The organism is Dyadobacter sp. HNCC25DJ184, assembly GCF_056895215.1.
On sequence record NZ_JBXHAQ010000012.1, the window covers coordinates 163327 to 188879 of the forward strand.

The following is a 25553-nucleotide window of genomic DNA, read 5'->3' on the forward strand; positions in this document are numbered from 1 at the left end:
GTCTTTGATTAGAAGGTAAGGTTTACTCCGAAGCCCAGTGTTTTCATGTTAGGATAAGCACCGCCGTTTCCACTAAGAAATTCCGGATCACCGTTACCATATTTATTAAGCGAATTGAAGATCATAAAGACGTTGTCTCCCGACACGTAAAATCTCAATGCAGCAATTTTTACTTTTGAAAGAAGAGTTTTTGGCAGAGTATAACCCAGCTGCATGTTTTTCATACGCATCCACGTCGCGGTTTGGTAGTAGAAGTCGCTATCTGAATTTGCAAATCCCGTTGGCGCAATCATTGGAAGCTCCGAGTTCACATTTCCTAATGAGTAACTGTTCAGCGCTACATATTCCAATCCGTTACCGCCAGCACCGGAATTGAACGACGTGCTCAAACGAAACTTCGCACCGCTTTGTCCTTGTAGCAACATGGCCAAGTCAAAATTCTTGTAATTCAGCCCGATACTCAGCCCGTACTGTGTGCTTGGGAAAATAGTCGTAACACCTGCATCGTCCGTGTTATTGGTCGTATTGAACATGTAACGGTCGTTGCTGTCGATAATCTTGTCTCCGTTCAAATCGGCGAAAATCAAGCCGCCCAATGATGCTCCCGGATATTTAACGCTGTTGTCGAGGTCTGCCTGAGTCCTGTAAATTCCGATTGATTTATACACCAGCCGGGACCCGAACGGCTGCCCTTCCAGCTTCTGATAATCCTCTGCCTGAGGTGTTTCGTCGAAATAAACAATCTTGTTTTTATTATAAGAAATGTTTCCATTGATCCGCATGGTAAGGTCTGAAAAATTGTGTCTATACCCTGCTTGAAATTCAATACCCTGACTGTTCATTTTACCAATGTTCTCATCCGGTAGCAGCAATCCGGTATAACCAGGGATTGACGCCTGTCTTCTGCCCAGAATGTTTGAAGTTTTGTTCTGGAAAAGATCCAGTTCAAAAGTTAAGCGGTTGTTCAAAAAAGCCGCTTCCAAGCCTATATCCGTCTTTTCACTCACTTCCCAAGTAATATTAGGGTTCGGTGTCGATTTAACCGCAATACCACGTGCATCCACTCCGTTCACGACCCAGCCTGCGTCATATCCGTAGGCGGCAATGTATTGAAATGGATTAACCCGGTCATTCCCGAGACGTCCCCAGGATGCTCTGAGTTTTAAATTACTGATTACATTTTTGGGCATAAATGACTCGTTGCTGATTACCCAGCCAGCAGACACTTGTGGAAAAAATCCAAAACGCTTGTCCTTTGGAAAGATAGGCGAACCATCATAACGGGCACTGAAACCAAAAAGGTATTTTTGTTTAAAATCATAGCTTAAGCGCCCAAAGAAATTCTGGCGGGCCGATTCCGTAGCGGAACCACTGTTATTCCAGTTCAAACGGTTTGTAGTACCGGCAAAAAGCTGATCGATCAAAGGGGAGTCATAACCAAGACGCTGAGCCCAGAAGGTATTGTCGTCATACGTCATTTGCTCATAGGCAACGAAGGCAGAAACTTTATGATCTTGTGCAAAAGTCCTGTTGTATGAGAGTTTTACATTTCCGGTGATGCGTAAACTCTGTCTAAAATCCTCCCGCAAACCGATATCCTCTACCGACCTCGACTGCTTCTTTACAATCGTGCCATCCGGTGCCTTTTCATAGTAAGGCCATATATAATTAAATTGCTTGTCATAACCGATTGTTTTGACAACAGATAAATATCCATCCACTCCTAAACCCTTCACAAAAGACATGTTATACTTGAAGCGAAGCGTTCCACTGACCACGTCTGATTTGTACTTGCGATAACCGGGGCTTAGCAAACGCGCCGCGGGGTTCAAGTGCGACCACCCCTCTCCCGGATACCTATAGTCTCCTCCTATATAAGCTTCTTGCAAAGGACTGGTACTCGCCAGTGAGCCCACTTCCCCACCGGGACCACCTTGAGGTGTTTCTGTTGCTTTTTCACGCATTGACAAGTCAAGCCCTACTTCCAGGTCTTTTGTCACCGTTACATCAACATTACTCCTTACATTATATTGATTCAGTTTCGATTTGTTGTCGCCGCGAAGAATACCGCCCTGTGAAGCCGTACCCAAAGAAACAAAATACCTTACTCGGTCAGTGCCGCCCCGCATGGTTAGGGAGTATCTTGCCTGCCTTACCGGCGGCCCGATCAGTGCATTCCACCAATCTTCGGGTCTTCTGGTTCCGTTTTTAAATGACTCTACCAGTGCATCGGGAAAATCCGGCGGTGTTCCCTCGAGCGCTCTGCGGTCATTTAGTACTTGCATATACTGAAATGCGTCTGCTGATTTCACTTTCATAGTCGGTGATTGCCAGGACTGCGTTGTAGAAAAATCAAATGCAGGTTTGCCTGATACACCTCTCTTGGTAGTGACCAAGATTACACCACCCGCGGACTGCGCACCATAAATGGCCGCGGAGGCATCTTTCAACACTGAAATAGTTTCGATATCATTGGGGTCCAGTCTGTTTAGCCCATCGGGGTCTGCATTGGCAACCCCGTCAATTACAATCAGGGCCGAGGTATTGCGATAAGTACTTGCACCCCTTACCAGGATCTGCGCATCATCAAAACCCGGAGCAGCACTTCTTTGGGTGACATATACTCCTGCCATTCTACCTGCAAGCGAATTGGATAAAGATGCTGCACTTGATTTTTTTATCTCTGCTCCTGTTGTTTGCACTACCGCGTTGGTCAGCTCCGACCGCTTCTGGGTACCATACCCTACTACAACCACATCGTTCAGTTCCTGCGAGGAAACTTCCAGTTTAATATCAATCGTCGAGCCCGAGCCTACCTGAACCTCTTTTGTTACATAACCAATAAATGAAAACACAAGAACGCTGTTACCGTCCTTTACATTAATTGAATACTTTCCATCTTTATCCGACACTACACCGTTGTTGGTGCCTTTTTCCAACACATTCACCCCCGGTATCCCCGAGTTGCTTTCGTCTGTAATGTTTCCGTTAATAGTTTGCTCGGCGACAATGCGGGCTTCATTTACAGGATGAGTAGCAACACCAGATGGCGGGTTGTTGTTCGCCCACACTGATGGTGTCAGAAGACTCACCAGCGCGAGCCCCCAAAAAGCGCATGACGCCTTATGTCCATTTTCCGTAAGTAGTTTTGGTCTCATAAATGCGATTATTTATTATTAAAAGTCGCCCGGGGCTATCCACGGGTATCAGAGGTTATTCAATTGAAAGGCGCTCGAAGTTGCTGATGAAAGGAGGTTACCTTCGTTAAGAAAGCTTCCCCGCTGATATACGTAACAAATCCCTAACTATAAGATGAAAGGCATTGAAGCAATCCTTGGTCGAATAGATGTTCCCAACAGCTGCTCACAAACATACCTATGTGGCTATACGTTGACCTCCTAAGAAAGGTCGTTGATAATGGGCCACTGGTTGAAAGCGCCGTAGCGATACCCTTCACATTGCAACCCACGCATATGCCTGTGACGAATGATCAAAACAAGCGAACCCACGAGCATACACCAAGGCGCAAGATGCTTAATCACCAAAGTTTAAATATTCAAAGATTTTATTATGTACAAACATATAAACATATTATCGAAGTAGCAAATAATATTTAAAATAATAATTCGCGGATATAATATGAATATTGTTAGCGAATTCTAGACACGAGAGATTACAACTTTCAACGATACATCAATCCCATAAGGGGCGATCCAAACTCAGAAATCGAATTAGCCATCTCTCCTGTTGAAAGCTCCTTTTGATGCATTTTACAAACATACCTAAAATTAGTCCTACAATTTTGCCCAATATTGATAATTGATGATACAATATTGCCAAACCATTTCTGAGATGATTGGCACAATAAGTCTGCCAGCCGCAAATGGACGCCCCCCCCTGTTGAAGGGCAAATCTCCCAAACGCAAATATATTTTTTTACACTTTCTGCGGTATACTCTAAGCTGTCGGCAGAAGTAGGCCAACTCGTATTTGATTGCTATGTCTCAGACCAACTGGAAACAATTTCTAGTAGCGTAAACCAGGTTTTTGCTGAATTTGAACCAATGGCGTATTAGTCAAACTTGAAAATCCCCTACGTTCCAAGCGCTATACCCTCACATATGCTTTCAGGGTTGCGCATTTTTTTCCGGCCGACTGCCCATATGGAGTTATCATATATGAGGGCACATTGGCTGGAACAATGAATGTTTCTGCATAGTGGATCACATAAGGCTCGAAAAGCTCCTCAGGACTTTCAACGATTACTTCCTCTCCTTCCACCAGATTGACCACATGCAGGTTTCCGCCAGTAAAATGGATTACTTTTCCATCAAACCAATGTCTTCTGGTTTCAATAAATTGTGTTCCGTACAAGCCTGTGGATTCCTCTTTAGAATGACCATTTACTGAAATTTCTGTGATATTGTTGAAAAGGTTTTTTTTCACCCAATCCTCATCCCGGGTCCAGTCAATGACTTTTTTACCATGCTCAATATTGATCGGTCGAGGCTTGCCATCCAATCCCAGTCTGCCCCAATCCCATAATTTGAAAGTAAAAATGTAAGGGGTCGCTGAAATCTCCAGCACCACCGCATTCTTGCCCGAGCAATGTATTGTTCCCGCCGGGATCAGAATATGGTCGTGCTTTTTAACGGGCAGCTTGTTAACATATTTTTCCGCGTCAAAATCTACCAGACCGTTTTGTGCTCTTTCCAGGTCTGCAATCATATTACCTGCATTCACATTTTTGTGCGTACCCAGATAAACGCAGGCATCCTGCTCTGCTTCCATGAAGTAATAGCTCTCATCCTGGGTATAGTCCATTCCAAATTCTTCCCGGATGTAAGCACGTGTTGGATGTACCTGCAAACTCAGATTACCACCTCCCATCGTATCCAGAAAATCAAACCTGATTGGAAATTCTGCTCCGAATTTGCTATAAACCGACTGCCCTAATAATTGTTCAGGTCTGGTAAGCACAAGATTAATAGAGGGGAGTTCAAAAATATTTTCGCCAAACTTGAAAAGCAGGCTGTTTTCTTCAGGAACACAATCGAAACCCCACGCATAGTTAACCTCCTCACGGTCCAGATCGACGACTTCTTTCAACCACTGCCCGCCCCATGGCCCCGGGTCAAAAAAAGGAACGACCCTGAATGGCCGACGTACAGCTTCATCCAATCCTTTATTATACATTTCGGCACCAATCATTTTGGGTTGAGCACCGTGATTGGCGTCTATGAAATAATCAATCTGATCAAAAAAGCTCAGCTTATGCCTGTCTAACAGGCGCCAGTCAAGGAAATAGCCCTGTTTGTATTTCAATGAAAAACTCTCGTCGAGGTTGTCCATTGCAAAATTGCCTACCTCGTTCCGCTTCATCCTTTTCTGAATTTCCCAACGGGCTAAATCCATGTAAATCAGGACATCCGCATCAGCAAAAAGAGCCGCTCCTTCACCACAAATAACCACGATTCCGGATTCAATTGATTGGATTCTCTCCCTTTCCCGACCCACACTTTCTGCCTCAAAAAAGTCCGATACTTCCAAGCCGTTCATCTTACCGAACACTTGGTCGTCCGTCACAAACGGATATACCATTTCACTGATTTGACCCGCACTTTTGAGAAAATCGTTCGTCTGAATCACTATGGCGGTTTCCAGATTTTCCTTTATAGCATATAGTACTTCTCCCTTATTAACACCATGGTAGAGATCAATACAGATTACAGTTTTTCTTTTGTTTTTGGTGTGGAAAAAGAGCTTTATCTCGTCAAAAATACTTTTCCAGCCAGCAAAACACACTTCTGAGGATTTGCTTACTTCTATATACGGGAACTTGTCGTAACTGGAGCGCATTATCAGTTATTTTTTAATGCTGTTGTTAAATTTAATCCGCACAAACCGCGGACGGTACATATTAGGCTGCTTATCGACAACTTCCAAAAACTTGAAGCTGTTTACATTATAGGAAATAAGCAGCTCGCCGGGTGCTGATAATGCGGGGTGGGCTTTGGCATTATATGTAAACAAGTCAGGGTCCTTAATATCGGCGGATGTTTTGTAAAGTACGATCCTGGGACCAAATGGCCCGACAGGAGTAGGTCCGACCTGCATACAAATCTCAGGAAAAAGGCTGCCCAACTGGTAAACCAAGGCATATTTGCCTGGCGACAATAAACTAACACTCAGTTCATTGGACACAGAATCGCTTAAAGCAGCCACTGCCTTGACGTCCTTTGACCAACCTTTACCATTCCAGAACTCCCATTGATTGAACGATGTCACCTGAGCAGGCTTTACCCTTGCTGAAACAAGTCTTTTGGTAACCCCTTTTGTTCCATACACATACAGAAACCCGTCGGGTTCCGGCTCACCAGCCGATTTGCTGTTATTATACACCGCCGACCCAAACGAAATCGTTTCCTCTCCCGTTTTGTAGTTATTGAATGGCAATGTAAATTGCTGTTGATCATTATAAGGGAAACGGCTTCCTGCCGGAACACGGATCAGCGAATTGCCGGATTCTTTGAAGGGAAAAGCAGAACCATCGTGGGTATTGGTTATTTTGTAGGCGAAGATAAACATGTCGTTGCCTGAGTCCGGATTGGCAAATCCATCACCAAGCCAAAAATACGTATCCTTATCGGGCCTGTCTGACTTGGGCGTGAAAATTGCGCGGGGAGTATCTCTTTCGCCATTGATATTGAATGCTATACCTAATGAATCAGGTTTTTTCCCTTTCATCAATCCCACCGAGTTATTCACAAGTTTCAAGCCCGGTTTGAGTTTGCCACCGTCAATTTCTCCGACCATCGTATCACTGAACAAGAAAAGCACACTGTCGCTTTTTTGAGAATCTTTTCCTGAAAACGGAATCGCAAATATGCCGTCACCACCAAGCCAGCCCGACTTCCTCAGAAACAAATTCGACCATTCCGGTGCCGGAGCTGCTGTAAATTCCTTTTCGTTCACTTCTGGCATAGCCACAGCTTGCTCGTTGTCACGCGATTGTCGGTTGCATGATAAAAAAGTAATCAATAAGAACAGAATCCTGTACTTCATTGCGAGTTGTAATTTTTCATAAATATACTTAATTATGTATATATGTATGTACATTAAGAAATTGTTTCAAGAATTTCTGCAATTTCCTTGGCACCAAGACCCGCCAGGTGGTGAGCGATAAAGATATTTATCGAAGGCGGATATTAAATTCGACAAATCCCTGTGGGTTTTACTTTCCAAAAATCCTCCTTGGTTCCACTTTTCACGCCAAAGCGAAACTTCCAAGTGCAAACGTTGTAAACAGGTGAGTTTGTTGTCGGAGAAAAGAATCGGTTTGTTTACCAATTCTGCTCGATAATTTAAGGAGTTGCCATCTTATATACTTTTCCTTCGGGCAGCGTCAGCGTGACATCTCTCGAACACTTCTACTCTCGAGAAGATGGTAAAATTATTTCGCATAATACGAATTCTAAGTAATGGAGACTATTCCCTGACACTTTCTACGGTGTAGATGAAACTGTCAGCCCTGTAGTATCCCAAATTGTATTCGATTGGTCTCTCACCCTGATCATATACAAATCGTCTCCTAAAAAGTATAGGGCTTCCTGGCTCCACTTCCAGTTTGGAAGCTATGAGTTTATCAGCAGCAATTGCCGCGATCTCTTCTTTAGAAAGCGTTGCAACTACAAGATGGTCCTTTTCAAGAATATCGTATAACGGCCTTTTAAAATCTTCATCGCCTGTCAGACCAACTCTTGGATGAAAGTAAGAGATAAAGTATACAAACGGCCCCTCAATCTTTCCTCGAAGGCGCTCTACCTTCAGCACCTTTTTGGATGTGCTAATATCAAAAAAATTGGCAATCTTTTCCTCTGGAGTAACCCAGGTGACATGCAATTCAAAATTTTTAATAACAATCCCCCTGGCATTCATTTCCTGGGTAAAACTTAACCAATTCTTTGATTTTGAGCTAATTGCAGTCTCGGCTACTTTTGTCCCGATACCCTTTTTCCTAATAAGCAATCCTTCGTAGACCAACTTGTTCAAAGCCTGACGCAGTGTTGACCGTGATATCGCCAGCTGTTTTGCCAATTCGACTTCGTTGGGCAGAAATTTACCACTGGAATGCTCCGGGTCGTTGATCATTGTACGCAGTAGTTCCTCGGCTTGAATGTGTAGAGGAACCGGACTTTTATGATCGATACTAAATTTCATATCTTATAAACAGGTAAATAAATACAAAAGTAGTAAAATTGGGTATGTCCGCGAACAATATGTATAGTCTAAGTAAACGAGTGCTGACAAGACCCTTTTTATTCTGTTCCTAAAAGGTACATTTTTATTCATTTAAAAATCAAAGAAACCTCCTCTGAACATTGTTAATATATTTCACGCTTCCTATTTAGCCACCTGATATGTTCGCAGTTCAACTACCTCCTTCAAGTTTTTCCCAATTGCAAAACGGGCACACTAACTGACTCAGCCAATTTGCCATTCCCGATTATTTGTGCCCTTTTACCTGGCGCCCGATTTACAATTGTGCAAAGCTCACCTTTTTTATTATCAATTACTTTTTGTTTTAGACCGGCTGAAATAAGGGAAGCACCCCATGCTCCGAGATTTTCTAAGGTCGCGTTATGAGCTGGTACAAAACGACGTCTGCCACGTCTAAATCTCACCCGATGAAGTACAGTATATCCCTTCTCATCGAGCATTTATCGACTAGACGACGATCTGATGTAATGTTTTCCAGATATCCTTTCAGCATCAATTTGAAGAACACAACCAGATCAATTGATGGGTTTGTCGGTTTTGCAATATAGCTTTCGAGTGTCTGTATATAAAAACTGCAAATCGAGCGTTTCGCTAAGTTTGCGATAGAAATTTTCCTTCGGAACCCGATCTGAAAGTTGGAAGCTGATGAACAGCTTTTCTGAGTAATTTTTCCTTCCTTGCATTTCTGAAGTTACAAAATTTTGTCGGAAAATAGAAGGAAACAAATCATTAGCAAGTCATGATTTTATATGTGATCGCCGGAATTGTATCTTACTATATTTCAATCCGTGGCTTTGTATCCTTCTACAAAGGAGGATCACAGAAAACTTGAATCAGTCCAGATAACGATGCTCTGGTGCGATCAGTCTTTGGCGGAAAACATGTAAGTGGAGACACCGGGACTATGTCCATTATGACTGTAAATGGGTGTTTCAGTATTCAACAAGTATAAAAACCAGGTGTGATAGCCCACTCATATCCTTGGGCGTGAGTGTTTGCACGGCCAGACTATCTATGATGGTCTTTCCATTAAACTCACCGTTGTTAACCCAATATGCCATAAATTTAGCCAGATCTCCTAAGTTACTGCGTAGTTGGCCAGCAGGATAATCAGGGAAAGTACTCTGTTGACGCTTCTGGAAGACCTCCATCGAATTAGAAAAGGTATAGGGGATTGCAAGCCTATCTGGATCAATATTATCAAGAAACCGGTTAGTTTGGTGCATTTTCCAGGGGAGCAAATAAATACCTTTGACAATATTTATCAAAGGGCATCTTGGAGATCCTTTCGACGAGAAAACCAAGCAGTGCGTATCCCATATTCGAGTATTCGAACTTGTCACCGGATGCTTGTTGAATGATTTTTTTTGACTCTTGGTAGCTTGAACCTCCTACGACAAGATAATTTCGTAGGAACACTTCCAGCTTCATTATTGGGCCTTCCATCGGAAAATAATATCGTGTCGGTTTAAACTATCCGGCCTTGCATTTAGGATATAGCCTGGAAAAAGTGAGGTTATTGGTAACGCCGGAAACGCCAGGGATATTTTCCATGCAGGACTGTACCAGAAGCCTGTCTGCTTCCTGCCCCACCTTGCCATCCAGCGAGACCCATCCTTCGTCGACAGAAATCTGTATGTCGCTGTCATCAAGCTGGGTGTTTTGATGCAGGGCACTTATGATCTGACCAGCAAGCGCCGAGTCACTAATGCGTGTTCCCATAGCTTAGAATGTCTGATTGTAGCTGATATCTTGAATTTTAAACCGGGCATAAGGCTGGTACACACAGTTGATCTCCCAGCCTGCTTCTAAAACAGACGGAATCAGGACGCCATTCCAATTTTGATAGAGGCTTGATTTGGTTACCCAGGGCTGCCTCGGACCTTCGCCCATATTCCGAAGTCCACGCATTTCGACGATCTCATGCCGATCATTGAAGAGAACCACGAAGGATACAGTCAGATTGCGGTGTTCGTATTCGAGAATCGCTGAATTGTCGTTAACAGGCAACCATTTCAGGTTTCTGTCCGTCAGTAGATTCGTAGGAAAACAAACACTCTCTGCCAGCCAGCGCATGAGCTCCGCTTTATCATACTTTGTGCCATGCTGATTTTCAATAGTAAAAAGTGAAAATAAAGAAACTACCAGCCCGCCTTTGTCCGCGATGTACATATCCCTGGCCGTGAATATGGCTGTCTTGCCTTTCCACACAAAGCCAGGTTTGTAAGCTGTGAAATATTCTTCACCTGCAATGTCGATCCAGCCCTTTTTTAAATCTGTTTTGAATGCGCCGTTATGCAATAAATGTACGTTACTAATGTAAGGCTGCCCGTCTCTCAGGACATGCCGGAAGTACTGCTGCACAGGTTGCGGAAGTCTTTCCAATTGCCGCTCATGATACTTTTGTGATGAAATATCTTTTGAATTCGCAAACAGCTGCGCTACCTCGCCGCGGAACCTGAGATAAAGGTTCAGCCGTCCCATGAAAAACACGACAAATAGTATAGTAATCAACCCCATGCCAAGTTTCAATGGGGTTGAATTCCCTGATGTTTCACTGACAGTCGAAGCAACTTCGGAGTAAATGTGGGTACGCGATTTGCTCATAAGAATATCGGTTTATTTTCATGATAAAAATAAACCAAGCCTAAGTCTGCTGATATGACCTTGAAAAGCCGACTGTATGAGATTAATCAGCCGGAGGGTGTATTTACGTGATGTAGTCGTTCATCAGCCGAGGGTGTCTTGCTAGTGCCTCAGGATGCGGATGAAAAGATTCACTTCCCTCCGACTCCAGGGCACTTCCTGCATTAAAAATATGCACTTTATCTTCCAATGCATCCTTTTCCCGGGGCTTGAATCGAACTCCTGATCTTATCGCTGCTGAGATAAGCCGATTCCATTGCCTCGGAAAATCACTCAATTATTTCCGGATTTTCAAAGTTGAACTTAGCTTCGCACACATTGAAGTCCAGCTCGCCGGAACACTCAAAACCCTGCTCGGTAACAAATAAACGCACGGCGTGACCAACGCTCAGTAGAAAGGCGGTTCCAGCAATAATCTCATTCTCAGAGGACTCTTTGTCAAACCGCACTTTAACTGGCTGCCCCAGCTGGCTTGCCTGCCGGTTTTATCTACCTGTTTTTTTTGATTAACTTGAAAATAACCGACGAGCAAAAGTAAATGAATTCCTCCGTTACTTCGGGTTGCCATCTGCTCAATAAGCTATGCCTGGCTTTGAACAGGCTGATCTCTGTTTCGAAGAGGAATGACATTCCTCATTTCCATACAGTTACACTTATTCTACTTTTGTAACACATCGAAAAAGAAGCAACCCTAATTCAACCCGTTAACCGTTATGAAAACGATACTGGTACCAACCGATTTTTCCGAGAATGCAGACAAGGCATTGACCGCCGCCAAGCAGATCGCTAGCAAAACAGGCGCGAAACTATTGATTATGTACGCATATCAGCCTTATGTTGGGGACTATATAATCCCCGAGTCAATTGTGAACGCACCTGTTTACCAGCAACTCGAAGACGATTACCGCTCCAAACTCAATGAAATTGTCTCCAGCGCCCGGCAGGAAGGTCACCTTGCCGATGCTATTTTCGAGACAGACGGAGTGGAACCAGCAGTACTCAGGCAAGCTCACGATACCTCAGCCGATCTCATCGTGGTTGGCCGTACCGGGCATGGAAAATTTTTAGATAGAATGATAGGCAGCTCGGCAACCGGCATCGCGCTACACGCCTCTTGCCCGGTACTGATTATCCCTCCGGACCGAAAAACAGCGCGTTTCAATTATATCATATATGCAACCCAGCTCGAATTTGACGAAAAAGAAACATTACAGCGTGTTGTTGCGCTTGTCAAGCAATTGGGCGGCAAATTAAAACTTGTAAAAGTAAATTCGGATGAGCAGCTAAATATTCAGTCTGACAGGCAATATATGGACGAAATTGAGACAGAGCTGGGCATCCGCCGGGGAGATATCACCCTGCTCACTGGTGAAGTTGTGATGCATACACTTGAAGAATATTGTGAGAGAGTAATGGCCGATCTGCTGATCGTTTCCCACCGTCACCGCAGCTTTTTTGAAAAAATCGTCAATCCGTCGATGACCAAAAAGCTTGCTACGGAAACCCATGTTCCTCTTCTGGTTTACCATCAAAAATCATCCCATACCAAATTCAGCGCGCCGATGGTGATCCTGGACTGAAAGTTCCGTCAGCCTAAATGAACGTATATAACAGTCATAAGCCGGGCTAACCCAACAGGCAACCTGCGTATCAAAGCAGTAAAAAAAGATATTGTTGAACACATCTTCACGGAAAAGTAAAGAACCGACACCGAACTGGCAGAGGCTGTGGCAAATGCACTAATAGGGTATTCCGCTTTGAAAAGCGAAAAAATCAAAATCAAGGTAGAAGAAGCGTTTGGTAAGCTGCCGGCAACGTGGACTGGGCCTATGAGCGCAGCATGGCGGTAAACGCAATCGAAGATCCGTAGGTAATCAGTCCGGTGGTCAATAACACTACCGCCGAAGCCAAGCCTGTCGAAAATGATATTACTACGAAGATCGAGTTAGCCTTGGATCTCCACGCCACTATCGACTTGTCCGACCTACTTTTAAAGTATATTGCTATGTTTAGCGACTTACTGACTCAGAAAGAGTTAATTAGACGGCATATCGCAATGCTGGACGCCCTGTTTAAACATACCACCGAGGGAATCGTCGTGGTCGATAAATCACCTGCAATCGTGGTGGTAAATCCAAAGGCGAAGGAGCTTTTTGCTATAATGACCAGGATCTGATTGGAAGCGCATAGAAACACTCATTCCCCGGCGTTATGTGGCGAATCATGTCCGGTATCGGGACCATTATCTGCAAGCTCCCAAGGCTCGGGGAATGGGCCAGTCGCTGGTTCTTTTTGCAAAGAGATCTTATGGCAGTGAATTTTCGGTAAATTCTTTCTTAAAAATTGAATGAAAAGATTGCGTACAAGTGGGATCGTCATTCTGGCATCCCAAATGTCATATTACAGGCAACCAAATGACACGTATTTACTCACTACGTTTCCTACGTTTTCTATTGAGTGCTAAGGCCAGGTAAGCCTAAAATCCAATAGATTTCAGATTTAAAACGGGGCTAATTGTACATTTTTTCAAGCTTAGCATAATCAAGGGTGTGAATTTGACCACCCTTAATATCGATCAGGTTTTCATCTTTAAGATCGCTCAATGTACTAATTACCCATTCCTTCACCACATGGGCAATTGAAGCCAGGTCATTCCTCGAAAGATCAATCGAGTAACCGTCACTTTTATCAGGACTGTATTTCTTATACAACGCGACAAGACTATCCGTCACATTCTTCTCCAGTGAACTATCTGCGATGGCCAGTAACTTGTCTTCTTTTTCATTGTCATTGCTCGTGAGAATTAAAATAAATCTTTTCAGCTCTGATCTCTCATAACAAAATTGAGAGAGTTGAAAAGGTTTCGCCAGTATAATTTCACCATTTTAATTCGCGATAATGATTCCTAGCGAAGCGCTATTAAACAGCGCATTGAATTCTAGCTTGAAGTGATGGTTTTCTGGCATTCGCAGAACTTTATGAGAGGTGGAAAACACTATCGGACACTATTTGTTTTTCTATCGTCACGCTACGAATTTTTACGAACTCGCCTCAAATCAGCGACATACATGGTACGCTGTTATCAGACAACAGCTTCTCACCAAAAGTGAAGATGTTCGGGTACAAATAAAAGATTGTCTATAAAATACTGCGAATGAATCGCAGCTTTGTAAACAATCAAAACCACAATAAATTTTGTCTTTTATCTTTTAAAAAATGAGTAACGATAAAGGCACGAAAATGGAAAGATTGACCTTGAATGTAAATCTTCTCTCCTCGTGCCATTACGCAAGTTCAATACACTTTTGATTTAACCTGGGTCTGAACAGCAAATTCTTGTTACAGATTGTCTTTTGCAATCGGCCGGTCACTTCTGGACCACTCGCTCCACGAGCCTACATATAAGGAAGCACCTGAAATTCCTGCTTCTTCCAATGCCAATAATGTATGACAAGCGGTAACACCCGAACCACAGTGAACAATTATATTGGATGGATTCTTATCCTGTAATGCCGTTCCATACTTCTGAGCTAATTCTTCTGCACTGAGAAACTGACCGTCGCTGCCCATATTTTCAATATAAGGAATATTTATCGCGCCAGGAATATGGCCTGCGATCAGATCAATCGGTTCGCTTTCGCCGCGATAACGGAAATTTTCTCGAACGTCAATTACCACATAATCTTCACTAGCAGCCGCAGCCGCCACCTGGTCAGACGTAACAGTCGGCCAGATCCATTCCGTTACCGGATAGTCCTCCGTTTCGGAAACCAGAGTCAATGTATCCGTCGATAAAGGTATTTCCGCAGCAACAAGTGCATCAAGTCCCCCGCTAATCACAAAAGCCTTATCATGGCCGACCGCCCTCAGCATCCACCAAAAACGCGCCGCTGCCATCGCCCCCTTTTTGTCATCATATATAAGGACAGCGGTATCAGGCTTAATACCCAACGAACCCAAAAGTCTTCCAAATTCCTGCACTGATGGCAATGGGTGCCGCCCTCCGGCGTCAGCGGATATACTCTTATCAGATAGATCCGTTTCCAAATCCACAAAAAGTGCTCCATCCAAATGCCCGTTTTCGAAGCGTGAGAGTGCATCCGAACCGCCGCGCGCGTCAATAATAACTGTGTCCCCCTTGGTGGCCAGATCCAGTGCCTGCCTTAGTTGTATGATGCTCATATAATTGAAGTCGTCTGATTTGAAACCTGTGATGGATACAATACTATGTATAAAATTGAGAGTTTTCAAGGAGACTGAACTCCAACCCTGCCTGTTACTCGAAAAAAGGTTCCAAAACCATCTTTCAAACCTTTAAAGAAAAACTCCAAACCAAGCCCTCCCGGTTTCGACATCAAATGTTCGCTATCCCGCAGCGGCTACAAAACTAATTCGGCAGCTTTGAAAGACAACCGTTTGTAACTACAACCATATTCGTAAGTCACATATCACTGTATATCAACATTTAACAAGAAATTCAGTCCAAATCCTGTCACGAAAATTGTTACCAATCACAATTTATTGCATCTAACATTTAGTACTTTATTTAGCTTTTTAAGTACAACTAAATTATAACTTTTTTAATTAGATAGTTTTACAAACAAAACTACAATGAAATCACAACTATTTCGTACATTGCTTGCACGAAGGATTTGTAGAGGTTTACTAGTTGATGTGGCATCTTAAATTAATCGGTTGTGTAATTTTCAGGTCTCATTGAACCTCAGCACTAAACTTTGGACATTGAAAATTGAGAAGGAAATTTTTAGACTAACTCGTAGGCATGATATGTGAGCCATCAATGAGCGATTTATACATGAGGTTCTAATTTTATTGAATGAATTGATTTAATACATCAATCAAATAAATGCGACAGACACTCACATTTTTGAAGAATTTTAATGTAGCAGTTATTGGTACAATTATAGCGGATTGAACTGGAAGTTAATACCTGAAATAAAGCCATGAAGATTATTCACAGAACTGGAATTGAGGAAGTTGTATAGCATCAGCCGTTGATGCATGAAACAGGATACACGGAATATTGTGGATTTGTGTTGCAATGGCTAGATTTCAAAGGTCCATGTTGCCGTAGATGTCAGGATTCCACTCCTGAATTTAAAAAACTGGGGGGCAACTGGTTAATAACCAAATTGGAAATCTTATATTCCCAAAATGGTTAAACACGAGATAATGAGAGTCAACATAAGCAAGTGTAAAGTCTTTGTTTTTTTTTGGGGGGCCGCCATTTCACTGATTGGAGTTGCAACACTATCAGCTAATGCGCAAGAACTTAAACCTAATGCGAAGGAATCTAAAATTTCTTTTACAATTAAAAATCTGGGAATTAACACAACGGGGTATTTTCGGGACATTAGTGGGAGTATCGAATTTTTTCCTGAGAATCCTGCCGCTTCTAAATTTGAAATTGATATTCCCACAAAGTCTCTGGACACAGACAACAATCTGAGAGACAAGCACTTGAAGGATGATCAGTATTTTGACATTGACAAATATCCGTCTATTCATTTCAGCTCATCGAAGATTAGTTCTAATGCCCAGGGGATATTTCAAATGACGGGAAACTTATCGATCAGGGGAGTGAGTAAGGTGATTCAGTTTGAGTTCAAAGGCTTGCGGCAAGGCAACGGATTTTTATTCACCGCATCGGTGCCGCTTAACCGGAGGGACTTTAAAGTGGGAGGAAAGAGTATGACAATGTCAGATGATTTGATTGTCAATCTAAGCGTCGTTGCGACTAAATGAAGTAAAAAGCTATTGCCAATGCCTTAACACATAAATGTATTATCCAAGGTACAGGAAATGCTCATATGCAGGTCGATGACCTCAAACATACTTGACAATATAATTTGAGGAGTCTAATGATAATAGTAGTATTATGAACTAAAAATTTACATAAAAAAAACAAAATGTTTCTAAAAGTGTTTCATATATCGCGGAAACTGCTAATCTTGCAGGCAAAAGTCTGAACAGGCATTGCGTAATTGACTATTTCAAAAGTTGTTACGTGATCAGCTAGCGTTATGAAATTCGGGGTTCTTCCCTGTGGAAAAAGGTAAGGAGATTTTGGCGTCAAATACTACAAATGACGGCAAATGAACTGCTAGCTCAACTAAACCAACCCTCATAAAGGCACTATCGTATCAACAATGTTGAGCTTAATTCCGCACGAAAGCGGTTGGGGCATAAACGTTTTCGACAGCGAACTGTAAGATTTTAATTTAAAATAGTTCTAGGTTTCACATTCACTTAATCAATTTACATCAACAAACAATGTACTCCAAAAGAAGCCTTTCAGTTTATTGGCGGTCGCGTAATTGGTCAACGCCTCAATGCTTGCTGATCCCGATCGCAGTATTTGCATTTAGCCAAGAAGAGACGATGTTCAAATATGTCATAAACAATAATTTTGACACTAGATGATACCTTGCAGGGTGGCGTGATGTCAGTTTTCTTAAATTACAGCCATATCGAAAACCACCATAAAAATATTAAGATTCTAATTAACAATAACAACTAGCTTTGATCTTGAAAAGCACCTATGCGTTGCGATTATGGAAACAAGCTGTATACATTTGATAAATCTATGACCACCGTTCTAATTTGTGAACCTTTTCCCGTTGTTCGTTACGGATTGACCTTAATGTTGAATAAGGCCTTTCCAAACGCTAGTATTGTCGAAACGGAACAACCATCGGAAATCTTTGCTCTACCTTCATCAAGCAAATTTGACCTTGTGATTATTGAAGCCTCTAACAATGCTACAGAGGATCCTGTTTTAAATATTCAGAAAATCAGGGAACGGTATCCGCAAACCGTTATTCTTGTGTTTTCGCACAAAGATGAAAATGATGCCGGCTTGCCTATTATCAGAGCGGGGGCAGATGGATATCTGTCGAAAATTGCGAGAATCGAAAACTTTACAGAGGCCATTCAGGCTATACTGAGAAGGGAAAAATACCTAAGTCCTGAGCTACGTCAAAAGCTTATGAACGATCTGATCACAGGCCGTGAATCACAACCTTTAACCGGTGCCGTTCATTTGACCTCACGTGAACGTGACGTTTTGGATGGACTGATCAAAGGAAGCCGTATTTTCGAAATTGCCAATGGTCTTGGCATTCATAACAGTACAGTAAGTGCCGTTAAACGTAGTATCCTGGCAAAAATGAAGGTTCAGAACGTCATTGAGTTGGCTGAGAAAATGAAAAAGTAAGCCCTTTACACTACTCCATGATCCATATGTCAACAATATTACAATAACGCTCGATTACAACTTTATAAAATCCCGATTTCAATATGGAGAGGGCGGCCGATGCTCATTAATCCTTAACAGGCACTTAGCCCATCAGATAATAGTCGTGCCCGTTTTCTTTAAAATTATAAGAAGTGGTAAGCCAATTCTTCACTGTATCATCTTTTTCGAAGTGGTCGATGAATATTTAGCTTGCCATTTTCTTTTTAACAGATTCCGGCCAGAGGAACTCCGTCGCTCCAACTCACTTTTTTGGAATTTTGGTATCCACTTGTCTCGCAATCAAACGCATGATATCAACGATCCCGGGTCAATATCTCCATGCCGCTTGTGTGTAAAATTCGAATGAATTCCTTTCGCATTTGTCGCAATCCATTTATTACTTTCCGCCGTCTGCGAGCCTTTGCTTTTTTCGCCAGACTTTGCCCTTCAGCGATCAGTTATAACATCAGCGGGCTTGACTTATGGCACATTCGCCCCCCATCATTGTCTTGTACAGCATCCCATATAGTTAATATATCCGCCTAATTTTGTGACGTGACCGGAAATAGTATATGGCATGACAAAGCTTTACCTTATGAAAATTTTTTGATTTTATTGTCCGGAATCTTCTGTTCAAATTGTCTGAGTATCGTATCAAAAAATACTCCTGTTTCGTAAAAACTTAACTAAATATCTAATAGTCATGAGAATAGCGATTATCATAGTAAGATGTCTGATGGGTTTTCTTTTTGCCGCTTCTGCCATCGTAGTCTTATTTCATCTCGTGCCACAGCCGGAGTTGCACGGCGCAGTTAAAGAATTTAACGAAGGTATAGCAGCATCGGGGTACTTCATGCCCATGCTAAAAATCATTGAATTGATATGTGGCATATTATTGATTACAGGCTTTTTTTTGCCGCTGGTAACGGTAATCATCTTTCCAATCGTATTGAATATCTTCATGTTCCATGCTTTTTTGTCGCCCGAAGGGCTTCCCGTCGCCATATTTCTGTTATTGGGTAATTTATTCCTTGCCTATGTCAATCGGGATAAATACGCGCCACTGTTTCGCGCAAAATAGTAGCTCAGATCTTATTCGTGCATTTTCTAAACAAGCCGCGGGATGATTGAAGTATTCAAGACAAATGTCGAAAACCAAGTACAGGCAAGATTCGTTATCTCGCTAATAGTTAATCGATATCCCACCTACCTTGTAAATTTCGATCTCGAAGATTGTGACAAGATATTGCGGGTCGAGTCAGAGAAAGGTGACTTAGACAACGCATTTATTGTGATGCTGCTGGAAAGTTTGGGGTATGACGTTCATGTTTTAACAGACAATGAGTTATCATTTTTACATCAATTTTTACAATGAGCAAAGAACCGACATATGGTAACGGAAAGATTTGCTATCTCGAAATTCCGGCTATAGATGTTTCGCTTTCCGCGGCCTTCTATGAATCAGTTTTCAACTGGCGTATCCGTCGACGTGGAGACGGAGAGGTTGCCTTTGACGACGGTGTGGGAGAAGTAAGCGGAACCTGGGTCTTGAATCGCAAGCCGCATGATGGTGAAAACTTAACGATTCATATTATGGTGGACAATGCCGCTGAAACTATTGAATTGGTGAAAAAAAATGGAGGAGAGATGATGGGAAAATTGGATTTAGAAGCCGGGGAAATTACTGTAAAGTTCAAGGATCCTGCTGGAAATATCCTCGGTATCTATCAGGAACGAGGTTAATGATTTATAGCAGGAATATATAGTCCTGCGTTACCCAATTTTGTTAATACCGATCGAACTAATGAATACCAATTACTATCAATAAATTTTAACGACTAATCATCAAATTACCATGGCAACGGCGAATCCCTATCTAAACTTTAACGGAAACAGGGAAGAAGCTTTCAATTTTTACAAATCCATATTTGGCGGTGAGTTTGCTGCTTTGCAAAGATTCGGAGACATACCAGGGGACGAAAGTACTCCAGCCGAAAACAAAGACATGATCATGCACGTAGCATTACCCATAGGTGGTGGAAGTTTGTTAATGGGAACAGACGCCCCCGATTCCATGGGATTCAAGCTCACATTCGGGAACAATTTCTATATATGTCTTTCTCCAGACAGTGAGGAAGAAGCTCATAAGCTTTTCGATGGATTGTCCGTAGGAGGTAAAGTAGAAATGCAGTTAGAAAGAATGTTTTGGGGCGCACTTTATGGAAGCTTTGCTGATCAATATGGAGTGCAGTGGATGATCAATTATACTTTACCCGCCTAATTATTGCAATTATATATCACGACTGTTATGAAGGTAGTTAAAAGAATATTGCTGGGTATTTTAGCCATTATTATCCTGTTGCTCGTTGTCGGAATTTTTTCCAGAAAAGACTATGCGCTTCATCGCGACATCACAATCGCCAAACCTAAACAGGAGGTTTTCGATTATGTGAAATTGTTAAAAAATGAGACGAAGTATAATGTCTGGGCAATGCGGGATCCTGATGCAAAAATTGAGTATAGGGGAACCGACGGCACGCCAGGGTTTATTTACTACTGGAACAGCAAAAGTGATGAAGTCGGTGAGGGGGAGCAAGAGATCACCAAAATTATTGATGGCGAAAGCGTCGCTTCGGATCTTCGATTTGTCAGACCTTTTGAAGGGAAGGCATATACTGAAGTTGTAACGGAAGCAAATGGAGCCAATCAAACGAAAGTAACCTGGTCATTTCAAAGCTCTATGGCTTATCCAATGAATGTCATGCTTCTCTTTATGGATATGGAAGGTATGCTCGGAAAAGACCTGGAGACTAGTTTGGTGAACCTCAAAATGAATCTTGAGAAATAAAGGCATCAAAAAAATCTCAGAAACTACTTCTATTATAGAGTTTCTGAGATTTAACTTTGAAATAAATTCCTAAAAATCTGACAATTAAGTATTTACAACTAATCCCTTAAATAAAATAGTTAACTGACATGCAAAAGACCACCGCATTTCTAATGTTCAGCGGAAAAGCAGAAGAGGCTATCAATCTATACGTTTCGCTTTTCGATAACTCTCAAATAAATCATATTAAGAAATATGGAGCGAACGAAGGAGGACCCGAGGGCACTGTGATGCATGCAAGTTTCGTGTTGGACGGTACAGAGTATATGGCGATAGACAGCCCCATGGAACACGCGTTTTCGTTCACTCCAGCTATTTCAATTTATATTACATGCAAGTCAGAAGAAGAAGTGGATCATCTTTATTCAAACTTATCCACTGATGGACAAGTACTTATGCCATTAGATACCTACCCTTTCAGCAAAAAGTTCGGATGGATAGCCGACCGATATGGCGTGTCATGGCAAATCGCACTTTCCTGAACTAACAGTATATATCTACACTTCCTGCCTCCTATGCTGGTAATGGGCATTTGACCTCGGGAAAGTGAGGTTATTGCAGATCGCACGTACTCCAAAAATCCGCTCCACAAATCTGTAAATCCTTGTTCTTTCGTCTTCGGAGTATACCTTACCATCAAGATATACCCGGCTCCTGCTCACCTTTATCTGCAGATTCTCAATGGCGATCCCAACGGAGCGAAGTGAACTGGTTATGAGCTTCTTAAGATTATCGTCAGCAGAAGATTCCGACATATCCGGTTCGACGGTGATATTCGTTAAAATCTTGAAATCTTTTAGTCCTGAGATAAAATTGATGAGGTGCTGATGCTGCTCATGGGTTTGCATCCGGCCAATCAGGATTACCGTCTCATCTTCAACTTTGATTTCCACCTGTTTTAGTGCTTCACTTAAAACCGGCTCATTTTCAATGCTTGCCCGAATAAATTCCTTAATTTCTTTTTCAGTTTTCATAACAGAGTAATTGAATTACGGATTACCGATCCCTCCATTTAGCGGGTATTTTTCCTTCTATCCGAACATGGAACAAATTCTATCCAGGATTAGAAGTCACAAAGAGATGTTTGCAAAAGTATTCTCGATACAAAAAAAAGATAGCGGTGCGATGAAAACGCAGGAGACCTACATATTTAATAAACGCATTTTGTTGCGTAATATTAAATCTTTGACAAGTTATAAATACGCAAGAAAATTAGCAAGATATTTCTAAAAATAAGAATAATTTTTGTACAAATATTATTACATGTATCAACAGGTTTTTACAGCACTAAAATAAATCTTTCAATGCGCGCTGCGATGCTAGGTATCCACACATTCCATGTACTCCTCCACCGGGAGGTGTGGATGAAGAGCACAGGTATATTCCCTTTGTAGAAGTTCGATATGGTGATAAGCTGAGAACAGGTCGGCTAAAATGCTGCCAGATATCTTGAACCCCGCCATTGATATCCCCACCCACATAATTTGGATTATAGCTTTCCATGTCCGTGGCTGACATCGTATGTCGGGCGAGTATAATATTTTTGAAGCCGGGCGCAAATCGCTCGATCTGATTTTCAATGGCCGATGTCTGATCCAAATCCGAACCGGCAGGAACATGACAATATCCCCAGGCGATATGCTTATTTTCAGGTGCCCGGGCACTGTCAAAGACGGTAGGTTGCACAAGTAAAACGAAAGGCTTTTCAGAATGAATGCCATTAAAGGCCTGGAATTCCGACCTGGCGATTTCCTCAAAAGTATTTCCCACATGAACTGTTCCTGCTTTTCGACAATCTGAATTGGTGAATGGAATCGGTTCGCTCAAAGCCCAGTCCACTTTGAACACCCCCATGCCGTAGCGATACTTTTGCAGTCTTCTGATATACGAATCTTTCAGCGCACCACCGGTCATCTGAATGAGTTGTCGTGGGGTCACGTCCAGAAGTAGTGCCTTTGAATCTGGTAAATCCTTGATATGCTGAACAAAATGTCCGGTTTGCAATTCTCCGCCAATTGCCTGAAAATAAGATACTAATGCGTTCGTCAGATTTTGTGCCCCCCCTTGAACGATAGGCCAGTTAGCATGATGTGCCGCCCCCATCAGCATCATCGCGATGCCGGTTGTAAGCGTTTTATTCAACGGCTGCATGGAATGCGCGGCCATTCCGGCCAGTAATCCTTTGCCTTGCGGAGTACTAAATTTGTTTGCACTATACGTCGCAGAAGTAAGTGCCCGGCTTCCAAATGAAGCCAACGCAAGCGGATGACGGAAGCTCGGGAAATGTGAAAGGACATCAGGAAGAAGATCAGGCATATTATCAACCCATTCATTCATGAGTCGGTGATATACCCTCCCGTCTTTGCCCAGTCTTTCAATAGTCTCGTCAAAGGATTGCGCTAATACTCCTGCGGTTCCGTCGTCGAGGGGATGAGCAGCAGCCAATATTGGATCCACTAATTTTAACCCGTGAGATGCTAGGGGCAAATTTTTAAAAAAGGGAGAAAGTCGAGTGAAAGGATATACCGTTGAACACACGTCATGAATAAACCCGGGCAATGTTAGCTCCTTGGATCTTACGCCACCACCGGCTTGTTCGCTTCCCTCAATCAACAGCACCGACAATCCTGCCTGTCGCATAGAGATAGCTGCCGCTAAGCCATTAGGACCTGCACCTACTATTATTGTGTCATATCTGGATCTTGGCACAGTTAAGCTGTTGGCTTTTAGGCGTTTCAGTGATCATTTGGTTCACTTTGCTTAATGAAGACAAATTCTCTTATACTTAATCAAGATTGTGAAGATTGGATCTCCGACCCTGTGGACTAAATTACATCAATTCTTCCTCCAAGTATTTCATTTTCAGAAAAATCGCTCAACTTTTTTACAAAACCAGCTTCTGCATTAAAGCACCCAATGTTATCTCCGGATCTTCACACAGCCCAGGATGCGCGCGGGAGGTTTGGATGATCGTGCTGCGGTTGGCCGTTATCCATCTGAACCGCGACGCTTTGCCGAGCTGTCCGATCGGGCCGCCGTTTTTTCCGCCGTTACATATATTACGAAGGGCCAGCAAATATTCCGCCACGTCCTCCGTCGTCGTCCCGGGGGCAAATGCACCTAGTTTTTCAGGATTGAGTTCGATACCAATTTTTAAGAATCCCTTTGAAGCACAGTATAGTATCACCCCTACATTGAGAAATTCTTCACGCTCCACTTTTGGTACGAACCGGATCACGGCATACTCATATAAGTGTAGTTCTTGCATACTGGGCTTGCTTTACTATGTTATCAAATTCTAACAGACGGTTTTCCAAAAACCGCTTATAAATTTCCCGATACTCCTCTGCGGAGTCTAATGTCGGATCGCTGGACAGCCAGTCTGCAGGTATGATGTCAATGATTGATTGGATTAAATTTGTTGTAATCAATGCCTTGCACTGCTCATTAACTTCCTCCAATTTCGAAGCATATGGCAGCAGGACGTGATCTTTAATTTGCCCAAACGGCCGTTTTGATTGCTCCTCCCAATTGTCCCAGGAGTGGTGAAAATATAAGGAAGCCCCGTGATCGATCAACCACAACTGCTTGTTCCACATGAGCATATTGGTATTTCTGGCGGTACGATCCACATTCATCAGCAGACAATCCAGCCATACAATTTTGGAAGCCAGCTCAGGGTCAACGGTATGCAGAACGGGATCAAAAGTGATGGCTCCCGAAAGGTAATGCATACCCAGGTTCAGGCCTTCGCTTGCACGCAATAGATCCTGAATTTCTTCATCAGGTTCGGTGCGGCCAAACGCTTCATCGAGCTCTGCGAAAACCATTTCAGGAATTCTCAAACCCACAGCCCTCGCAAGCTCACCACCAATAATTTCAGCGATCAATGCCTTCACTCCCTGCCCTGCTCCTCTGAATTTAAGCACATATAAAAAATCGTCATCAGCATCCACAATAGCCGGTAACGAACCACCTTCCCGCAGTGGCGTTACATACCGGATCACTTTTACCCGCCGTAACTGTATGTCGTTCTCCATCCGGTTCAATTATGTCGTAAGTCAGCAAATATAGTGGTTTGAAATATTTCCGGTTGTTTAAAATACTGAGATTAGCAACGATCCATGTTTATTCCTGCTCGCTGGCCATACCTCCATAGTCATTGACGGAATTTGTTTCAAATTCCAATTTCCGTAATCATATCCGTTCACAAAAGTTCTTGTCACACCTTCCGATCTATATAGATACACTATCCAGATTGCTGAAAAAATGATCATTCTGCCAGCATCCCCCAATTCACTCGTTAAATCTGTAGGAGTAATTTTTTGGATGAAGGTGCTTAGCCTCCAGCTGTCAAAGCAAAATTAACACTATCGGCAAACTTCAGGGGAATATCAGATTCAGGGGCGTTAGGTAGAAGTATCTCAATCTAAAAAAACGACGGATTTGATGCCAATAAATAGGTAGTCTGCAAGTCAGCAG

27 protein-coding genes are annotated in these 25553 nt (G+C 42.6%); 10 read left to right on the forward strand and 17 right to left on the reverse strand.

All coding sequences use genetic code 11. The features are described from left to right. Positions 1-8: 8 nt before the first annotated feature. The 11 genes from AC1XUD_RS18420 to AC1XUD_RS18470 form a co-directional block, all read right to left on the reverse strand. A complete protein-coding gene (locus AC1XUD_RS18420; RefSeq protein ID WP_483362512.1) occupies positions 9-3158 on the reverse strand; it encodes a SusC/RagA family TonB-linked outer membrane protein in 3150 nt (1049 codons plus the stop codon). A 949-nt stretch (positions 3159-4107) separates the two neighbouring features. Further along, positions 4108-5859: a class I mannose-6-phosphate isomerase gene (locus AC1XUD_RS18425; protein ID WP_483362513.1), complete on the reverse strand. Its 1752-nt coding sequence runs from the start codon at positions 5857-5859 to the stop codon at positions 4108-4110. A 6-nt stretch (positions 5860-5865) separates the two neighbouring features. Continuing rightward, a complete protein-coding gene (locus tag AC1XUD_RS18430) occupies positions 5866-7065 on the reverse strand; it encodes a DUF4185 domain-containing protein (RefSeq protein WP_483362514.1) in 1200 nt (399 codons plus the stop codon). 423 nt (positions 7066-7488) lie between these two features. Next, positions 7489-8220: a GntR family transcriptional regulator gene (locus AC1XUD_RS18435; RefSeq protein WP_483362515.1), complete on the reverse strand. Its 732-nt coding sequence runs from the start codon at positions 8218-8220 to the stop codon at positions 7489-7491. Between the two features lie 224 nt (positions 8221-8444). Next, on the reverse strand, positions 8445-8720 hold the full coding sequence (locus tag AC1XUD_RS18440; protein ID WP_483362516.1) for a hypothetical protein: 276 nt from the start codon (positions 8718-8720) through the stop codon (positions 8445-8447). Then, a complete protein-coding gene (locus AC1XUD_RS18445; protein ID WP_483362568.1) occupies positions 8681-8947 on the reverse strand; it encodes a transposase in 267 nt (88 codons plus the stop codon). The genes AC1XUD_RS18440 and AC1XUD_RS18445 overlap by 40 nt, the downstream gene beginning before the upstream one ends. A gap of 265 nt (positions 8948-9212) precedes the next feature. Further along, a complete protein-coding gene (locus AC1XUD_RS18450; protein ID WP_483362517.1) occupies positions 9213-9506 on the reverse strand; it encodes a hypothetical protein in 294 nt (97 codons plus the stop codon). Continuing rightward, entirely contained in the window at positions 9493-9726 is a 234-nt protein-coding gene (locus AC1XUD_RS18455) for a serine hydrolase (protein ID WP_483362518.1), read from the reverse strand. Before AC1XUD_RS18455 ends, AC1XUD_RS18450 begins: the two co-directional genes overlap by 14 nt. Before the next feature lie 27 nt (positions 9727-9753). Then, entirely contained in the window at positions 9754-10002 is a 249-nt protein-coding gene (locus AC1XUD_RS18460) for a BON domain-containing protein (protein WP_483362519.1), read from the reverse strand. Positions 10003-10005: 3 nt separating this feature from the next. Beyond that, a complete protein-coding gene (locus AC1XUD_RS18465) occupies positions 10006-10887 on the reverse strand; it encodes a DUF6544 family protein (protein ID WP_483362520.1) in 882 nt (293 codons plus the stop codon). Positions 10888-10990: 103 nt separating this feature from the next. After that, positions 10991-11203 carry a hypothetical protein gene (locus AC1XUD_RS18470; protein ID WP_483362521.1) on the reverse strand — a complete coding sequence of 71 codons (213 nt, stop codon included), beginning with the start codon at positions 11201-11203 and terminating at the stop codon, positions 10991-10993. A gap of 436 nt (positions 11204-11639) precedes the next feature. Between AC1XUD_RS18470 and AC1XUD_RS18475 the strand changes: the two genes are divergently transcribed. Together AC1XUD_RS18475 and AC1XUD_RS18480 are read left to right on the forward strand one after the other, a co-directional pair. Beyond that, on the forward strand, positions 11640-12506 hold the full coding sequence (locus AC1XUD_RS18475) for a universal stress protein (protein WP_483362522.1): 867 nt from the start codon (positions 11640-11642) through the stop codon (positions 12504-12506). A 302-nt stretch (positions 12507-12808) separates the two neighbouring features. Then, the gene (locus AC1XUD_RS18480; protein ID WP_483362523.1) at positions 12809-13102 is read left to right on the forward strand and encodes a hypothetical protein; all 294 of its coding nucleotides are present in this window, start codon (positions 12809-12811) and stop codon (positions 13100-13102) included. Positions 13103-13436: 334 nt separating this feature from the next. Here the strand turns inward: AC1XUD_RS18480 and AC1XUD_RS18485 are convergent, their stop codons facing one another. Both AC1XUD_RS18485 and AC1XUD_RS18490 read right to left on the reverse strand, forming a co-directional pair. After that, the gene (locus tag AC1XUD_RS18485; protein ID WP_483362524.1) at positions 13437-13658 is read right to left on the reverse strand and encodes a helix-turn-helix domain-containing protein; all 222 of its coding nucleotides are present in this window, start codon (positions 13656-13658) and stop codon (positions 13437-13439) included. 607 nt (positions 13659-14265) lie between these two features. Beyond that, a complete protein-coding gene (locus AC1XUD_RS18490) occupies positions 14266-15108 on the reverse strand; it encodes a sulfurtransferase (protein WP_483362525.1) in 843 nt (280 codons plus the stop codon). 1011 nt (positions 15109-16119) lie between these two features. Here AC1XUD_RS18490 and AC1XUD_RS18495 point away from each other — a divergent pair. The 8 genes from AC1XUD_RS18495 to AC1XUD_RS18530 all read left to right on the forward strand — a co-directional run bounded on the left by AC1XUD_RS18495 (position 16120) and on the right by AC1XUD_RS18530 (position 21553). Then, positions 16120-16692, forward strand: coding sequence for a YceI family protein (locus tag AC1XUD_RS18495; protein WP_483362526.1), 573 nt, complete (start codon positions 16120-16122; stop codon positions 16690-16692). A gap of 841 nt (positions 16693-17533) precedes the next feature. Further along, positions 17534-18163: a LuxR C-terminal-related transcriptional regulator gene (locus AC1XUD_RS18500; protein ID WP_483362527.1), complete on the forward strand. Its 630-nt coding sequence runs from the start codon at positions 17534-17536 to the stop codon at positions 18161-18163. 724 nt (positions 18164-18887) lie between these two features. Beyond that, positions 18888-19265: a DoxX family membrane protein gene (locus AC1XUD_RS18505; protein WP_483362528.1), complete on the forward strand. Its 378-nt coding sequence runs from the start codon at positions 18888-18890 to the stop codon at positions 19263-19265. Between the two features lie 42 nt (positions 19266-19307). After that, positions 19308-19559 (forward strand): hypothetical protein, encoded by a 252-nt coding sequence (locus AC1XUD_RS18510; RefSeq protein ID WP_483362529.1) that lies wholly within the window; start codon positions 19308-19310, stop codon positions 19557-19559. Then, on the forward strand, positions 19556-19927 hold the full coding sequence (locus AC1XUD_RS18515; protein WP_483362530.1) for a VOC family protein: 372 nt from the start codon (positions 19556-19558) through the stop codon (positions 19925-19927). The genes AC1XUD_RS18510 and AC1XUD_RS18515 overlap by 4 nt, the downstream gene beginning before the upstream one ends. Positions 19928-20039: 112 nt before the next feature. Next, positions 20040-20465, forward strand: a complete 426-nt coding sequence (locus AC1XUD_RS18520) for a VOC family protein (protein WP_483362531.1) — start codon at positions 20040-20042, stop codon at positions 20463-20465. Between the two features lie 27 nt (positions 20466-20492). Then, positions 20493-21032 (forward strand): SRPBCC family protein, encoded by a 540-nt coding sequence (locus AC1XUD_RS18525; RefSeq protein ID WP_483362532.1) that lies wholly within the window; start codon positions 20493-20495, stop codon positions 21030-21032. Between the two features lie 128 nt (positions 21033-21160). Beyond that, a complete protein-coding gene (locus AC1XUD_RS18530) occupies positions 21161-21553 on the forward strand; it encodes a VOC family protein (RefSeq protein WP_483362533.1) in 393 nt (130 codons plus the stop codon). Positions 21554-21568: 15 nt separating this feature from the next. Here AC1XUD_RS18530 and AC1XUD_RS18535 read toward each other — a convergent pair whose 3' ends face one another. The 4 genes from AC1XUD_RS18535 to AC1XUD_RS18550 all read right to left on the reverse strand — a co-directional run bounded on the left by AC1XUD_RS18535 (position 21569) and on the right by AC1XUD_RS18550 (position 25111). Beyond that, positions 21569-22045 carry a BON domain-containing protein gene (locus AC1XUD_RS18535; RefSeq protein ID WP_483362534.1) on the reverse strand — a complete coding sequence of 159 codons (477 nt, stop codon included), beginning with the start codon at positions 22043-22045 and terminating at the stop codon, positions 21569-21571. A gap of 313 nt (positions 22046-22358) precedes the next feature. Then, positions 22359-23780, reverse strand: a complete 1422-nt coding sequence (locus tag AC1XUD_RS18540; RefSeq protein WP_483362535.1) for a phytoene desaturase family protein — start codon at positions 23778-23780, stop codon at positions 22359-22361. A 175-nt stretch (positions 23781-23955) separates the two neighbouring features. Beyond that, positions 23956-24339, reverse strand: a complete 384-nt coding sequence (locus AC1XUD_RS18545) for a DUF3037 domain-containing protein (protein WP_483362536.1) — start codon at positions 24337-24339, stop codon at positions 23956-23958. Further along, positions 24317-25111 (reverse strand): HipA family kinase, encoded by a 795-nt coding sequence (locus AC1XUD_RS18550; RefSeq protein WP_483362537.1) that lies wholly within the window; start codon positions 25109-25111, stop codon positions 24317-24319. Before AC1XUD_RS18550 ends, AC1XUD_RS18545 begins: the two co-directional genes overlap by 23 nt. Positions 25112-25553 lie beyond the last annotated feature (442 nt).

Bases quoted from the DNA above. Each gene is read 5' to 3' on its own strand.
- AC1XUD_RS18465 (WP_483362520.1), bottom strand. From the start codon at position 10,887: ATGAGCAAATCGCGTACCCACATTTACTCCGAAGTTGCTTCGACTGTC.
- AC1XUD_RS18510 (WP_483362529.1), top strand. From the start codon at position 19,308: ATGATTGAAGTATTCAAGACAAATGTCGAAAACCAAGTACAGGCAAGA.
- AC1XUD_RS18490 (WP_483362525.1), bottom strand. From the start codon at position 15,108: ATGAGCATCATACAACTAAGGCAGGCACTGGATCTGGCCACCAAGGGG.
- AC1XUD_RS18545 (WP_483362536.1), bottom strand. From the start codon at position 24,339: ATGCAAGAACTACACTTATATGAGTATGCCGTGATCCGGTTCGTACCA.
- AC1XUD_RS18500 (WP_483362527.1), top strand. From the start codon at position 17,534: ATGACCACCGTTCTAATTTGTGAACCTTTTCCCGTTGTTCGTTACGGA.
- AC1XUD_RS18460 (WP_483362519.1), bottom strand. From the start codon at position 10,002: ATGGGAACACGCATTAGTGACTCGGCGCTTGCTGGTCAGATCATAAGT.
- AC1XUD_RS18525 (WP_483362532.1), top strand. From the start codon at position 20,493: ATGAAGGTAGTTAAAAGAATATTGCTGGGTATTTTAGCCATTATTATC.
- AC1XUD_RS18535 (WP_483362534.1), bottom strand. From the start codon at position 22,045: ATGAAAACTGAAAAAGAAATTAAGGAATTTATTCGGGCAAGCATTGAA.
- AC1XUD_RS18440 (WP_483362516.1), bottom strand. From the start codon at position 8,720: ATGCTCGATGAGAAGGGATATACTGTACTTCATCGGGTGAGATTTAGA.
- AC1XUD_RS18550 (WP_483362537.1), bottom strand. From the start codon at position 25,111: ATGGAGAACGACATACAGTTACGGCGGGTAAAAGTGATCCGGTATGTA.
- AC1XUD_RS18520 (WP_483362531.1), top strand. From the start codon at position 20,040: ATGGCAACGGCGAATCCCTATCTAAACTTTAACGGAAACAGGGAAGAA.
- AC1XUD_RS18505 (WP_483362528.1), top strand. From the start codon at position 18,888: ATGAGAATAGCGATTATCATAGTAAGATGTCTGATGGGTTTTCTTTTT.
- AC1XUD_RS18420 (WP_483362512.1), bottom strand. From the start codon at position 3,158: ATGAGACCAAAACTACTTACGGAAAATGGACATAAGGCGTCATGCGCT.
- AC1XUD_RS18530 (WP_483362533.1), top strand. From the start codon at position 21,161: ATGCAAAAGACCACCGCATTTCTAATGTTCAGCGGAAAAGCAGAAGAG.
- AC1XUD_RS18450 (WP_483362517.1), bottom strand. From the start codon at position 9,506: ATGCACCAAACTAACCGGTTTCTTGATAATATTGATCCAGATAGGCTT.
- AC1XUD_RS18425 (WP_483362513.1), bottom strand. From the start codon at position 5,859: ATGCGCTCCAGTTACGACAAGTTCCCGTATATAGAAGTAAGCAAATCC.
- AC1XUD_RS18455 (WP_483362518.1), bottom strand. From the start codon at position 9,726: ATGGAAGGCCCAATAATGAAGCTGGAAGTGTTCCTACGAAATTATCTT.
- AC1XUD_RS18475 (WP_483362522.1), top strand. From the start codon at position 11,640: ATGAAAACGATACTGGTACCAACCGATTTTTCCGAGAATGCAGACAAG.
- AC1XUD_RS18435 (WP_483362515.1), bottom strand. From the start codon at position 8,220: ATGAAATTTAGTATCGATCATAAAAGTCCGGTTCCTCTACACATTCAA.
- AC1XUD_RS18495 (WP_483362526.1), top strand. From the start codon at position 16,120: ATGAGAGTCAACATAAGCAAGTGTAAAGTCTTTGTTTTTTTTTGGGGG.
- AC1XUD_RS18430 (WP_483362514.1), bottom strand. From the start codon at position 7,065: ATGAAGTACAGGATTCTGTTCTTATTGATTACTTTTTTATCATGCAAC.
- AC1XUD_RS18515 (WP_483362530.1), top strand. From the start codon at position 19,556: ATGAGCAAAGAACCGACATATGGTAACGGAAAGATTTGCTATCTCGAA.